The sequence below is a fragment of the Roseateles agri genome (genome assembly GCF_034043675.1).
GTDB lineage: Bacteria > Pseudomonadota > Gammaproteobacteria > Burkholderiales > Burkholderiaceae_C > KK5.
Map to the genome: position 1 here is coordinate 559,078 of NZ_JAXCLA010000004.1, position 12,295 is coordinate 571,372.

General features: G+C 65.4%; 13 protein-coding genes and 1 pseudogene. 7 read left to right on the forward strand and 7 right to left on the reverse strand.

What is annotated here, in order from left to right:
- Nucleotides 1-18: 18 nt before the first annotated feature.
- Nucleotides 19-120: pseudogene (locus SNE35_RS32090) on the reverse strand (PEP-CTERM sorting domain-containing protein); the annotation flags it as partial.
- 761 nt (nucleotides 121-881) lie between these two features.
- Here SNE35_RS32090 and SNE35_RS14560 point away from each other — a divergent pair.
- Both SNE35_RS14560 and SNE35_RS14565 read left to right on the forward strand, forming a co-directional pair.
- Complete coding sequence (locus SNE35_RS14560) at nucleotides 882-1,568, forward strand: choice-of-anchor J family PEP-CTERM protein (protein WP_320423634.1); 687 nt, start codon at nucleotides 882-884, stop codon at nucleotides 1,566-1,568.
- Nucleotides 1,569-2,036: 468 nt separating this feature from the next.
- Nucleotides 2,037-2,432, forward strand: a complete 396-nt coding sequence (locus SNE35_RS14565) for a tautomerase family protein (protein WP_320423635.1) — start codon at nucleotides 2,037-2,039, stop codon at nucleotides 2,430-2,432.
- Nucleotides 2,433-2,439: 7 nt separating this feature from the next.
- Here the strand turns inward: SNE35_RS14565 and SNE35_RS14570 are convergent, their stop codons facing one another.
- Nucleotides 2,440-3,387 carry a GlxA family transcriptional regulator gene (locus SNE35_RS14570; RefSeq protein ID WP_320423636.1) on the reverse strand — a complete coding sequence of 316 codons (948 nt, stop codon included), beginning with the start codon at nucleotides 3,385-3,387 and terminating at the stop codon, nucleotides 2,440-2,442.
- A gap of 204 nt (nucleotides 3,388-3,591) precedes the next feature.
- Here SNE35_RS14570 and SNE35_RS14575 point away from each other — a divergent pair, with 204 nt between their 5' ends.
- The 3 genes from SNE35_RS14575 to SNE35_RS14585 all read left to right on the forward strand — a co-directional run bounded on the left by SNE35_RS14575 (nucleotide 3,592) and on the right by SNE35_RS14585 (nucleotide 6,185).
- Nucleotides 3,592-4,407, forward strand: a complete 816-nt coding sequence (locus SNE35_RS14575; RefSeq protein WP_320423637.1) for an SDR family NAD(P)-dependent oxidoreductase — start codon at nucleotides 3,592-3,594, stop codon at nucleotides 4,405-4,407.
- A gap of 38 nt (nucleotides 4,408-4,445) precedes the next feature.
- Nucleotides 4,446-5,312, forward strand: a complete 867-nt coding sequence (locus tag SNE35_RS14580; protein ID WP_320423638.1) for a type 1 glutamine amidotransferase domain-containing protein — start codon at nucleotides 4,446-4,448, stop codon at nucleotides 5,310-5,312.
- Nucleotides 5,313-5,417: 105 nt separating this feature from the next.
- On the forward strand, nucleotides 5,418-6,185 hold the full coding sequence (locus SNE35_RS14585) for a class I SAM-dependent methyltransferase (RefSeq protein ID WP_320423639.1): 768 nt from the start codon (nucleotides 5,418-5,420) through the stop codon (nucleotides 6,183-6,185).
- 13 nt (nucleotides 6,186-6,198) lie between these two features.
- On the opposite strand, the gene SNE35_RS14590 is transcribed toward SNE35_RS14585, so the two are convergent.
- The 4 genes from SNE35_RS14590 to SNE35_RS14605 form a co-directional block, all read right to left on the reverse strand.
- Nucleotides 6,199-6,891 carry a GAF domain-containing protein gene (locus SNE35_RS14590; RefSeq protein WP_320423640.1) on the reverse strand — a complete coding sequence of 231 codons (693 nt, stop codon included), beginning with the start codon at nucleotides 6,889-6,891 and terminating at the stop codon, nucleotides 6,199-6,201.
- Nucleotides 6,892-6,995: 104 nt separating this feature from the next.
- The gene (locus tag SNE35_RS14595) at nucleotides 6,996-7,328 is read right to left on the reverse strand and encodes a hypothetical protein (RefSeq protein ID WP_320423641.1); all 333 of its coding nucleotides are present in this window, start codon (nucleotides 7,326-7,328) and stop codon (nucleotides 6,996-6,998) included.
- An 11-nt stretch (nucleotides 7,329-7,339) separates the two neighbouring features.
- Complete coding sequence (locus tag SNE35_RS14600) at nucleotides 7,340-7,840, reverse strand: Csu type fimbrial protein (protein ID WP_320423642.1); 501 nt, start codon at nucleotides 7,838-7,840, stop codon at nucleotides 7,340-7,342.
- A 194-nt stretch (nucleotides 7,841-8,034) separates the two neighbouring features.
- Nucleotides 8,035-8,319 (reverse strand): DUF5990 family protein, encoded by a 285-nt coding sequence (locus SNE35_RS14605; protein WP_320423643.1) that lies wholly within the window; start codon nucleotides 8,317-8,319, stop codon nucleotides 8,035-8,037.
- Nucleotides 8,320-8,417: 98 nt separating this feature from the next.
- Between SNE35_RS14605 and SNE35_RS14610 the strand changes: the two genes are divergently transcribed.
- Nucleotides 8,418-8,798, forward strand: a complete 381-nt coding sequence (locus SNE35_RS14610) for a hypothetical protein (RefSeq protein WP_320423644.1) — start codon at nucleotides 8,418-8,420, stop codon at nucleotides 8,796-8,798.
- Between the two features lie 28 nt (nucleotides 8,799-8,826).
- Here SNE35_RS14610 and SNE35_RS14615 read toward each other — a convergent pair whose 3' ends face one another.
- Nucleotides 8,827-9,990, reverse strand: coding sequence for a DUF4034 domain-containing protein (locus tag SNE35_RS14615; RefSeq protein WP_320423645.1), 1,164 nt, complete (start codon nucleotides 9,988-9,990; stop codon nucleotides 8,827-8,829).
- A gap of 112 nt (nucleotides 9,991-10,102) precedes the next feature.
- Between SNE35_RS14615 and SNE35_RS14620 the strand changes: the two genes are divergently transcribed.
- Entirely contained in the window at nucleotides 10,103-12,274 is a 2,172-nt protein-coding gene (locus tag SNE35_RS14620) for a carboxy terminal-processing peptidase (RefSeq protein WP_320423646.1), read from the forward strand.
- Nucleotides 12,275-12,295 lie beyond the last annotated feature (21 nt).

Here is a 12,295-nt window from a genome sequence, read left to right on the forward strand (position 1 = left end):
CCCGGGTGAGCCACCGAATTACGCGGTGGCGACGCGGCCGTTGCGACGACGTGCCGATGCGGCACCTACCAGGCCGAGGCCACCCAACAGCATCGCCATGGAGCCCGGTTCCGGGACGGGAGCGGCGTTCAGGTCGGTCACCGTCAGGCTGTAGGTCTTGCCCGTGGCATAGAAGTCGTCGAGGACGAAGGTGCCCAGGTTGAACGTGACCGTGTCCGTCTCGGTGCCCGTGTAGAGCTGGGCGCCCGTCGTCGACAGCAAGGTCGGCGCGATAACGGCGCCGGCGATGTCGAGGCCGCCGTGCACGCTGTCGTTGTAGAACTCGAGATTGGCGGGCCCGTCGATGCCTTGGAAGGTGCCATCGACACCGAACAGGTAGAAGAACACGCCATCCAGGGCATTAAATTGACCCGGGCTCAGCGTCGACGGCAACTCCCAGGTGGCCGAGTAATCGCCGGTCAGGGTAAATTGGTATGTCGACGCCTGCGCCGCGCTCGTGGCGAATGAAATAACGGTCGCTGCGACCAGTCCGGCGACCATCCTACTGAGTTTCATGGGAGTTTCCTCTGAGGGATTAAATGAGTGCGCCGATAGTATTTACAGACACCAACGAAGGCAAGACCTGTTTGGAGATAAATGGGTCGCGACGCCAGGGACGGCACCGCACACTACCGCACAGCACAGGGATTCCCCCAGTGATATCAAATACTGTTAAATCAGCGCGCGGCGCCGCCAGATATTAGTAAGTCACGCCGACGTTAAATGAAGTTAATCGGCATACCGACGGGGATCAAGATACCCCTCGGCAGCAAGCAGATGTGTTAACTTTTCAGCACGGCGCTAATGCGCATACCGTTCATTTCCAACCGACAAGGAAACTCATGAAACTGATTCGGACCATTGCCGGTGCGATAGCGATAACGGCTATCGGCAGCGTCAACGCGGCGACCAACTTCTACGAGGGATTCGACGACGTCTCGTCCCTCCAAGCGAAGGGCTGGTCGAACCTGAACTACAGCCGGGACCCGTTCGGCGACGCCTGGTTCCAGGGCGTGGGCGAGTTCACGGGGGTGGGCGGCTCGGACGGTAGCTACATCGCGACGAACTACCTCACCACGGTGGTGGGCACGATCGACAACTGGCTCATCACGCCCGCGATCACGTTGACCGGCGGCGACACGCTCAGCTTCTACCTCCAGGGCGTGCCGGATGCGCCATGGGTTGACAGCCTTCGCGTGCTGGTCGGGGACGGCTCCGCCACCGCACGGAGCGACTTCAAGACGACACTCTTCAACATCTCAGGGATGCCCGACGAGTGGACCGAGTTCACGCTTGGCCTGCCGCCAACCGCCGACGACTCGATCCGGATCGCGTTCGAATACTACGGCTCCTTCACCTACTCCAACTACATCGGCCTGGACGAGGTCAGCGTCTCCGGGAACGGCCTCACCTCCGGCAGCCCGCCCGTCACCGCCGTGCCCGAACCAGCGTCCGCGTTGCTGCTCGCACTGGGCATCGGCGGCCTGCTGGTGTCGCGCCGGCTCCGCCCGGGCGCCGCGCGAATCTGAGACCGCCCGACAGCTCCGTCACCAAACAGACGCTTTGCGCGTCTGTTTTTCATTTCGGGCGCCTGACCCTCGTCGGTTCGCTCGCCAAAGCGCAGTGCCAGCGCCGCGCTGGCCAAGGCCATTTCTTCGCCGCGATCCAGCGGCAGCGCCTTCATCGCGTCGATGTGTTCGTCGACGACTCGAACTGTCCCAGCACCCGGATGGCGCCTTCAATCACCCAATGATGCTGCGGGGTAACTGGTCGTTCGCGTGGGACGGCTTCGCAGCCCCACAACGTCAGCGTTAAACGTCAGGTCTCGGGCGCCCGGCTCAAGCCGCCCTAGGACCGCAACGGGTCGACAGACGACATCCCGCAGATGCTCGGAGCCCGCCGCGCTGCCTGGAGTTGGCTGAAAACCGCCGCCTATCCGACATGGACGCGTACGGTGGCCATCCATATCGTGGAGGCCATGAAGAAGGAGAGCGCACATGCCCTATCTGCAACTCGACGTGACGCAGACCTACCCGGTCACCACCAAGCGGCTTCTCGCTCAGCGCATGAGCGAGACCTATGCACGGATGATGTCGGTGGACATCCGCCGCATCAGCGTGGCCATCCGCGAGCTCGGCGAAGGCGGCGTCTGGCGTATTCCGGAGGTGGGCGGTGAGCCGGTGCCGGTGGCGCTGATGATGCTGGACATCCGCAAGGGCCGCCCGCCCGAGTTGCGGATGGAGGTGGCCCAGGCGCTGTGCGCGCACTGCATCGAGATCCTCGACATTCGCGAAGACCGGCTCAACGTCGAGTTCACCCAGCACACGGGCGACGAGATGTACCACCCGACCTTGGGCGGCTACAGCCCCGACTGGTCGCCCGACGAAGCCTGATCGGCGATCAGGCCACTACTTCCGGCGGCGCCGACAGTCGCTGGATCGCCTGCGGCGGCTGGCCGAAGGCGCGCAGGAAGGCCTGCCGCATGCGCTCGCGATCGCCGAAGCCGGTCTCGCGGGCGATCACCTCGATCGGGTGCCGGCTCGTCTCCATCATCAGGCGGGCTGCCTCCACACGCAGCCGCTCCACGGCCTTGGCGGGCGACTGCCCGGTCTCCTCGCGGAACACGCGGCTGAACTGGCGCGGGCTCAGTCGCGCGGCCTCGGCCAGCGCCTCCACGGACAGATCACCGGCGAGGTGTTCGCGCGCGAAATTCAGCGCCAGCTGCACGCGGTCCGACTTGGCATCGAGCTCCAGCAGCGCCGAGAACTGCGACTGCCCGCCGCCCCGGCGGTGATAGACCACGAGCTTTCGCGCCACGGCGCGCGCCAGCTCTGAACCCAGATCCTTCTCGACGATCGCCAGCGCGAGGTCGACGCCGGCGCTCATGCCCGCGGAGGTCCAGATCTGACCGTCGACGATGAAGATGCGGTCCTCCTCCAGCGTCACCTCGGGGAACTGCTGGCGGAAAGCCTGCGCGTGGTACCAGTGCGTCGTCGCGCGCTTGCCGTCGAGCAGGCCCGCCGCCGCCAGCACGAAGGAGCCCGTGCAGACGGAAGCCACCCGCCGCGACTGCTCCGGCGCGCTCGCGATGAACGCCAGCAGGCTCTTCGGCGGCAGCCTGCACTCGTTGTCGCCGGTGACGATGAGCGTGTCGAAGCGGCGGTCCTTGAGGCGCTCCGTGTTGATGGAGAAGCCCTGCGAACAGGTCACCGCGCCGCCGCGTTCGGACACCGGCGTGAACTCATAGGCCGGCTTGCCGTTCAGCAGGTTGGCGTACTCGAAGACCGTGGCCACCGACAGGCCCAGGACCTGGAAATTGGGGTAGACGACCAGCCCGACGGAATGCATAGGCGAGCAGATAGAGCGAAGCGGCCACTGTATTTGAAGCCCGCGTCTTCGGGGTCGCAGCGCTCCAAGCCCTCTCGCAGCCAATGGCTTAAATCATTGCATATACGACATTGAGGAAACGACTGCCGGTCACCAGAATTCATTCCAGGCCATCACAAAAGCCCGAAGCGAACACCCCAACCACTCTCCTCAAGGACTCCGACCATGACCACTTCCGCCCCCGCCCCCATCTCCTCCAAAGGCACGGCCCTGGTGACCGGCGCCTCCACCGGCATCGGCGCGATCTATGCCGACCGCCTGGCCCGACGCGGCTACGACCTGATCCTCGTGGCACGCAACCAGTCTCGCCTCGACACGCTGGCCGAACGCCTGCGTGCCGAGACCGGCCGCACCGTCACCCCGCTTGCCGCCGACCTCTCGTCCAAGAGCGATCTCGCCCGGATCGAAGCGCTGCTGAAGCAGGACGACAGCATCACGGTGCTGGTCAACAACGCCGGCGTCGGCGCGGTCGCCCCGCTGCAGGCCGCCAATGTCGACGAGATGGAATCGATGATCGACCTGAACGTCACGGCGCTGACCCGCCTGACCTACGCCATCGGCCCGGTGTTCTCCGCCAAGGGCTCCGGCACGATCATCAACATCTCCTCGGTGGTCGGCATCGCGGCCGAGGTGCTCAACGGCGTGTACAGCGCCTCCAAGGCCTATGTGCTGGCCTTCGGCCATTCGCTGCAGCGCGATCTGGCGAGCAAGGGCGTGCGCATCCAGACCGTGCTGCCGGCCGCCACGGCCACTGAGTTCTGGGATGTCGCCGGCTACGCCGCGCAGAAGGCTTCGCCCACGACGATGAGCGCGCAGGACCTCGTCGACGCCGCGCTGGCCGGCCTGGACCAGGGCGAGCTCGTCACGATCCCGACCCTGCACGAGGGCGAGGACTGGACCCGCTGGGAGGCCGATCGCCGCAGCTTCAAGTTCTCCAACGCCAAGCCCGCGCCGCGCTATCTGGCTGCGGTCGAAGCCTGACCCGCCCCTCCGCATCTCTTCACAGGAATCACCTCATCATGAACATGCTCAAGCTCGGCGCTGCCATCCTCGCGACGGCCACCACATTCGCTCTGCCCCTGTCCGCCACCGCAGCCTCCAAAGGCAAGGTCCTCGTCGTGATGTCCAGCGCCAACTCGCTGGACCTGAAGGACGGCAAGACCTACGCCACCGGCTACTACCTGAACGAGTTCATCGTTCCCTACCGCAAGCTCGTGGAGGCCGGCTACGAACCCGTGATCGCCAATCCCAAGGGCGACCTGCCCGTCATGGATGCCGCCTCCAACAACAAGATGTTCTTCGGCGGCGACGACCAGGCCCGGCTCGATGCGCTGAACTACGCGCAAGGCATCGAGCAGTTGAAGAAGCCCAAGACCCTCGCCGCGGTCGTGCGGGAAGGCACGGCGGGCTACGTCGGCGTGTTCGTGCCAGGCGGTCACGCGCCGATGTCGGATCTGCTGACCGACAAGAACCTCGGCCAGATCCTGCGCAGCTTCCACGCCAGCGACCGCCCCACCGCCATCGTCTGTCATGGCCCGATCGTGCTGCTCGCGGCGCTGGACGATGCCGACGGCTTCGTGAAGTCGATGATCGCGGGCGACGGCAAGGCCAACGCGCTGGCCCAGGGCTGGCCGTACGCCGGCTACCGCGTCACCGTGTTCTCCACCGGTGAGGAACAGGCGCTGGAAGGCGCGGGCGGCCTGGGTGGCAACGTGCAGTTCTATCCCGTCAATGCGCTGGCCGAGGCCGGAGCCCACGTCGACACGGTCGCCAACTGGCATTCCAACGTCGTCGTGGATCGGGAGCTGATCACCGGGCAGCAGCCGTTCTCCGCGGCCGCGCTGGGTGATGCACTCGTGGATCGGCTGGAAGCAGCCAGGCACTGAACTCGCCAACGTACCGGCCCTTCGCTCCAGCAATCCAGAAGCAACAGATCCTCTGTAGCCTCGTGCATCATCCAGTGCCACAACGCTCAACGAAGGACCGGTTCCATGAAACATCTCGCCTTTGCGCTCGCGACCGTCGGGGCTCTGCTGTCCACGCAGAGCATGGCCCAGGTGCAGCCGGCAGTCATGAAGGCCGCGTTCAGCGACCCGGCTCGGCCCGAAGCGGATACCCGACAGGACGCGTCACGCCACCCCGCCGAGTTGGTCGCCTTCTCGAAGGTGAAGGCGGGCGACACCGTCGTGGACGTTGTGCCGGGCGGTGGCTACTGGTCGCGACTCTTCTCCACGGCCGTGGGGCCGAAAGGCAAGGTCTACGCCTACGTTCCGGGAGAGTTCGCCGGGTTCAAGTCCGATCCTGTCGCCACGGCCAAGGCCATCGCGTCCGAGCCCGGGCGCGGCAATGTCGAGCAGATCACGCTGCCGCTGGCGCAGCAGTGGCCCGCGTCGATCAACAGCACCGTCGACATCGTCTGGACCTTCGAGAACTATCACGACTTCCACGACAGCTTCATGAAGGGCGCCGACGTGGGCGCGTTCAACCAGGCGGTCTTCAGCGTGCTGAAGCCCGGCGGCTACTTCATCATTGGCGACCATGCCGCGGCGGCTGGGTCGAAGCTGAAGAACACCGAAGACCTGCACCGGATCGACCCCGAGGAGGTCAAGGCCGAAGTCGAGAAGGCCGGCTTCATCTTCGATGGCGAAATCAAGGCGCTGGCCAATCCCGACGACGACCACGCCCTGAAGGTGTTCGACCCGGCGATTCGCGGCAAGACCGACCGCTTCGTGTTCCGCTTCAGGAAACCGGCTCAGTAAGACCGGATCGCCGTCAGGCGGCGATCAGCCCGCCGGACAGCACCGAGGTCACGGCCAGCAGGAGCGCGAGTTCCTCGCCCTCGAACACATGGGCTTCGAAGGCTTCGGCGTCGACGATGCCGATGACCTCGCGGCGCTCGTTGAACAGCGGCAGGCAGGCTTCGGACTTCACCTTGGGATCGCAGGTGTAGTAGCCACCGCCTTCGGCGACATAGCTGGCCACATCGTTGATGAGGCGGCCCGTGCCGCTCAGGCCGACGGCGCTGTTGTTGCTGCCCGCGGCGAACTCCGGGGTCAGCGGGAACTCTGCGCGGCTTTCGGCGCCGAAGTAGGCGAGCTTGACCAAGACCGGGTTGCCCGCTGCATGGCCTCGGCTCTGATAGACCCCGAACCATTGGCTGCGGCTGCGCTCGCGGTAGTACTGGACGGCCGTCGCGGCGATGCCCAGCAGCCGGCGGTTGGCATCGGTGCGTCCGCCGAGCGTCCCGGCGAGGTCGTAGGGGCGCTCGGCGAGCTGGCCGAACAGGGAGCAAGAGCCGCCCTCACCCAGCTCCGGGACGCGGTAGGCCCATTGCACCTCCACGCGCTCCAGCGCCTCGGGCTGGAGGCGCAGTTCCATTTCCTTGCGATATCCACGAACCGCCTCGGCCAGATCGGCGGGTACGCCCTCCAGGCCACACCAGGCCCAGTAGGTTTCAAGCTGCATGTTCAGACTCCTCGATGAAGGATCGATGCCCATGACCGAGACGGGCATTTCAATGCAGCTATTGTCGGTGCGAGGGGCAGCCTCGGACCTCGTTCAGCCCTTGTTCAAGCTTTCAGCCAGCCCATCGGTATCTCGATTTCGGTAGACGGGCGCGCCCCGATCCATTGCGCAGGCCTTCCTATCCTCGAGACCAGCTGATCGGCAACCAGGGTTCCCATCAGGGCGCGCTCGGCCGGTGTCGAGTTCGCAAATGCCATGCAGACACCCTGCGGCAGAACCAGCGCAACGTCGTGCGCCATCTCGTCCGCGCCTTCGGGATCGTCGCCTGCCATGAGGGTAATGACGAGCTTGTCTGGCGGCATCTGCATCGCCGCGGCGCCGGAAGCCCAGTCCCGGCTCAATGCACTCCAGATGGCCTGTGCGGCGGCTCTCATCATGGTTGGCTCTCTCAGTAGGTGACGGTAACGGTCACGGTGTCCGTGTAGGCACCCGGCACGGCATTGGCGATCGACGGCAGGCGGCCATAGATGCTCAGCGTCTGCGCGCTGCCGGTGCCGGTGCCGGCAGAGGTGCTGCTGCTGGCGGTGCCGTCGCCCCAGACGGTCGAGCGGCCGGTGTCGGTGTAGAGCTGGTAGCTCAGCGTGTTGCTGCCGCTCTTCATCTTGCGGGTGCTGAAGTTGGAGGCACCACCGGCGTTCGTGCCGGCGTTCAGCGCGACGGTGTAGGGCGTGGTGTTCGAGCAGGTGACCGTCAGCGTCGAGGTGGCATCCACCGGGGTCGGCGTGGCCAGCGAGTCGATGGTGTTGCCGAAGTTCAGGGTCGTGCCCGAGACGGTGCAGGAGCTGATCACGGTGGCCGTCACCTGGAAGGTGTTGCTCGCGGTCACGGCCATCGACAGGCCCGGCGTCAGCAGTGCGGCGATCAGCAGAGTGCGCTTGAAGTTCGTCATCGTCGTCTCCCCTTGGTTTCACGTTGCTGGGCGGGTGCCCGTTGCGATGACGCTAGTTTTCCGGAGAGGGGGTTTCGCCGGCAGAAGGCGAATCCGGCAGTCGCGTGCCGGGGTTAGAGGCAATTGCCGTAGGGGACCTGCCTACGTGGCTGCAAGCCCGTGAAGTGCGTCACAAGACGAGGTGGTCTTGAGGCTCAGAGCGGCTTCCAGAGCAGCGGCCGAGTACCGCCGATGTTCTGTCCAGTCGAGGTCACACGCGGCTGGCGGTCGACCAAGGTCCCGACCAGCGGCCTGCCTGCGCTGACGGCATCGCGGATCTGGTCCCAAGTGACCCCGGAAAGCGGCAGCTTGAGCCGCTGGGTAAAGGTGCCACGCAGGTCGCGCCATCCAAGGTAGAGGAATCGCCCGGCCTGGGGCCCATGGACAAACGGCCTGAGAAGCAGGGGCGCGCCCGACGCGCCCGCCTTGACTTGCACCATGCGTTCCGTCCAGGCACTGCCCGCGCTGAGCCGCATGCAATTGCGAAAGCGCTGGCTGGCGGAGAACACATCGCCGGGAGCGGCACTGGAATACCCTCATGGAAACCCATGTCAAGGCGATCGAGACCCAGGCATTCCCGCAGGCACCTGTGTGCACTCGTCTCTACCATCTCGACCTGTGTCAAGACTGCGGCCTTGGCGCGGCATTTGCCGCCGGGTCACTCCGTGAATTGCACGAAAGGATGAGCCGTATGGGATCGCTTGCCATGACCGCTTTCTTGGACTCCGCGTTCGGTGAAGTGACCGAACTGCCGCGCGCCGGCAGCGCGCTGGAACACCCGCTGGTGTTCGACAGCGCCGCCCGCGAGCTTCACGCCCTGGCCGATCAAGGTCGCCTTGAAATCGTCGATGAGCGTCGCGGCTCAGGTTCGGATGGCAAAGGGCTCATCGACCACCTGCGCTTCCGACGGCTGCAATAGGCCTGGCCGCCGATCGGCGGGAGTTTCATCACGGAGCGGCGAAGGCGGTGATGTCGAAGTAGAGCTTCAGCTCATGGCTGTCCGTCGTGGTGACGGACAGCAAGTCGTACACCCGGCCATCCTGCGGCAATAGCGCTTGCGATGTGCGCGTAGCGCCCGGATGACGCAGCGCCAGCCAGGCGTACTCGGTGCGCACGCCCTCGAAATGGTCCACCGCGGGCATGACGACGGCGTGGGCCATGTCCTGACCCGGATTGCCGGCAGAGGTGAGCGGCTTTGTCGTGGCAGCCGGCGCATCGCCTTGCGCTGCCTGGCAGATCGGCTCATCGCGGTCGGTGCCGTCCTCCTTGCAGACGTGCTTGATGGCCGATGCAAGGTAGCTCGCGCGAAAGCCCTTGATGTCGCCCGCCTGGCGCGCCAGTTGCAACGCCTGCCTGAAGAACTCGCGGGCGCGGGTGCCGTGATGCTCGGCGCTCAAGACCTGGCCGCGGTCGTTCAGCTCGATGGCCTGGATCTGCAGCAGCGTACCCTCGGCCACGCCCTGCGCCCGAGACTGGGCCACGAAGGCGTCGAGCTTGTCATAGCTGCTGCCGGACCAGCGTGGCAGCAGGTAGCGTGCGTACTGCAGGCGCGCCGCCCGGTTGTCCGGCAAGGCCTCGTTGGCCATCACCAGTGTGGCGTTGAGGACGGGCCGATTCCCCATGTTGGCGGCGATGGACATCAGGTTCAGCAGGCTCAGGTAGGGCTTGGCCGTGAGCGTGATGGAACGGCGCAGCTCGGGCTCCGCCAGTGCAAAGTTCTGCAACATTCCCTTGCGCTGCTCCGGCGTCGTGTCTTCCCAGTACTTCCTGCCGCGCGCATCGCTGCCCTGGACCCGATAGCTCAGCCCAAGCGCCAGATGTGCCACATACGAGTCCGGCGACTGCGCCACCCACTCGCGCACCGCCTGCAAGGCCTGCGCATCCGCGAGCGCAGCAAAGGGTTCGAAAGCCCGCTTCAATTCGAGTTCCGTCAGCTGACCGGCCTCGAACTCCTGCTGCACGGCGGACAGCGACCGTTCCAGCGTGGCGTAGTCATGCCTGAGCAGCAATGCCGCCACATCATCCTGCCCTACGCGCGCGTGGCTCGTCGGAGAGGCAGTGGCGAGGCAGGCGGCAATTGCCGTAGCAATGAGCGAGAAAGCAAGCTTCATGGAGCGAGCACTATGCCCTCGACCTCTCGATCCCGGCAAGGCCCATGACTAATGGCGGGATACGTGCGGCGGGTATCCTTCGCCCTGAGATTTCCGGTTCAACCGTGGTGGAGTGAGATTGAAGCAAAAACTGATTGGATTCCTGCTGACCCTGGCGGTCACGACGCAGGTCGCCACGGCGGATTCGGAGCTTGCTTACCCGCCGGTGTTGAAGCCGGTGGCGCAGGAGGCCAAGGCGGCCCACTTGGCGGCGGAAGTGCTTTCGCGCTTCCACTACAAGGCCGTCCCGCTCGACGATGCCTTGTCGAGCCAGATGTTCGACCAGTACCTGAAGGCGCTCGACCCCGAGAAGCTGTACTTCCTGCAGGCCGACATCGACCACGTGGCCGCGGACCGCACGCGGCTGGACGACGCGATCCTCAACGAAGACCTGCGCGCGCCGTTCGAGATCTTCAACCTGTACGAACGCCGGGCGGTCGAGCGCATGGCCTATGCGCGCAGCCTGCTGCAGAAGGGTTTCGATTTCGACAGCGACGAAACGCTGATGATCGACCGCAAGGACCAGCCCTGGCCCGCAACGGAGGCGGAGTCGCTCGACCTGTGGCGCAAGCGTGTGAAGAACGACTGGCTACGGCTCAAGCTCGCGGGCCAGGATGACGCGACCATCGCGAAGATCCTCGACAAGCGCTACGACAGCACCGCCAAGCGAATCAGCAAGATCACGAGCGCCGAGGCCTTCCAGGCGTTCATGAATGCCTACACGATGGCGATCGAGCCCCATACCAACTATCTGGGCCCGCGCGCCGCGGAGAATTTCGACATCGCGATGCGACTGTCGCTTGTGGGCATCGGCGCCGTTCTGACCGAGATCGATGGCTACGTGACCATCCGGGAACTGGTGGCCGGTGGGCCGGCGAGCCAGTCGGGGCAATTGAAGGTCGGAGACCGCATCGTCGGCGTCGCGCAAGGCGCGGACGGCCCCATGAACGATGTGGTCGGCCAGCGGCTGGACGACACGGTCGCGCTGATCCGCGGCACGGTGAACTCCACGGTACGGCTGGACATCCTGCCGGCCGACAGCGGGCCCGATGCGTCGAACAAGACCGTCAGCCTGGTCCGCAACACCATCAAGGTCCAGGACGGCGCGGCCAAGGCCAAGGTCTATTCGGTGATGACGGGTGAGGGCAAGCGCCTGATCGGCGTGATCACCCTGCCCTCGTTCTACGAGGACATCGACGGGTTGCGCAAGGGCGACAAGGACTACCGCAGCGCCGGGCGCGACGTGGCCAAGCTGCTGGCGGACATGAAGGCGCAGAAGGTCGATGGCGTGCTGATGGACCTGCGCAACAACGGTGGCGGCTCGCTGCGGGAAGCGGTCGGGCTGACGGGCCTGTTCGTCGGCAAGGTGCCGGTGGTGCAGACGCGCAACGCCAAGGGCGACATCAGCGTGGAGAAGAACGCCGAGATCGGTGTGGCCTGGGACGGCCCGATGGGCGTGATGATCAACCGGGCCTCGGCTTCGGCGTCGGAGATCTTCGCGGCGGCGATCCAGGATTACGGCCGCGGCCTGATCATCGGCGAGCCCAGCTTCGGCAAGGGCACGGTCCAGACCGTGGCCAGCCTCGACCAGCTCGCGAAGAACGACACGCCGGAGTATGGCGAGCTGAAGATGACCATCGCACAGTTCTTCCGGGTGAACGGCGGAACGACGCAACTGCGTGGCGTGACGCCGGACATCAGCACTCCGCCGACCGGCGACGACACGCAATTCGGCGAGTCGAGCTTCGACAACCCCCTGCCCTGGACCCGCATCAAGGCGGCCGATTACGCGCCCGTGGGCGACGTGAAGGCACAACTGCCCCGCCTGCTGGCCTGGCATGAAGGCCGCATCCAGAAGGACCACGAGTACCAGAGTCTGCTGGAAGACATTGCAAAGGCGAAAGACCAGCGCAAGAACAACGTGATTTCGCTCAACGAGGCGGTGCGACGCAAGGAGCGTGCAGCTTCGGAGGCGCGCCAGGCGGCCTTGCGGGCCGCGGACGGAACGGGTTCGAGCGAAGCGCTGACCGACGATGGCCTGCAGTTCAACGAACGCAAGCTCAGCAAGGATCTGGCCCTGGAGAAGACCCGGGAGTCCGCCAACGACGTTCTGCTGAACGAGGCGCTCAGCATCGTGTCCGACAGCGCGGCGCTGAAAGAGGGCAAGTCCGAAATCGCGGCGAGCGCGCTGTCGACCCGCCCGGTCGTGCTCACCGCCCAGTCGGCGGCGCCAGCGAAGCAATAAGGCTGCATTGCCCGGCCGGTT

What these genes read in the sequence shown, in the direction of transcription:
- SNE35_RS14560 (WP_320423634.1), top strand. Translation starts at nt 882, where the DNA reads ATGAAACTGATTCGGACCATTGCCGGTGCGATAGCGATAACGGCTATC.
- SNE35_RS14565 (WP_320423635.1), top strand. Translation starts at nt 2,037, where the DNA reads ATGCCCTATCTGCAACTCGACGTGACGCAGACCTACCCGGTCACCACC.
- SNE35_RS14570 (WP_320423636.1), bottom strand. Translation starts at nt 3,387, where the DNA reads ATGCATTCCGTCGGGCTGGTCGTCTACCCCAATTTCCAGGTCCTGGGC.
- SNE35_RS14575 (WP_320423637.1), top strand. Translation starts at nt 3,592, where the DNA reads ATGACCACTTCCGCCCCCGCCCCCATCTCCTCCAAAGGCACGGCCCTG.
- SNE35_RS14580 (WP_320423638.1), top strand. Translation starts at nt 4,446, where the DNA reads ATGAACATGCTCAAGCTCGGCGCTGCCATCCTCGCGACGGCCACCACA.
- SNE35_RS14585 (WP_320423639.1), top strand. Translation starts at nt 5,418, where the DNA reads ATGAAACATCTCGCCTTTGCGCTCGCGACCGTCGGGGCTCTGCTGTCC.
- SNE35_RS14590 (WP_320423640.1), bottom strand. Translation starts at nt 6,891, where the DNA reads ATGCAGCTTGAAACCTACTGGGCCTGGTGTGGCCTGGAGGGCGTACCC.
- SNE35_RS14595 (WP_320423641.1), bottom strand. Translation starts at nt 7,328, where the DNA reads ATGATGAGAGCCGCCGCACAGGCCATCTGGAGTGCATTGAGCCGGGAC.
- SNE35_RS14600 (WP_320423642.1), bottom strand. Translation starts at nt 7,840, where the DNA reads ATGACGAACTTCAAGCGCACTCTGCTGATCGCCGCACTGCTGACGCCG.
- SNE35_RS14605 (WP_320423643.1), bottom strand. Translation starts at nt 8,319, where the DNA reads ATGGTGCAAGTCAAGGCGGGCGCGTCGGGCGCGCCCCTGCTTCTCAGG.
- SNE35_RS14610 (WP_320423644.1), top strand. Translation starts at nt 8,418, where the DNA reads ATGGAAACCCATGTCAAGGCGATCGAGACCCAGGCATTCCCGCAGGCA.
- SNE35_RS14615 (WP_320423645.1), bottom strand. Translation starts at nt 9,990, where the DNA reads ATGAAGCTTGCTTTCTCGCTCATTGCTACGGCAATTGCCGCCTGCCTC.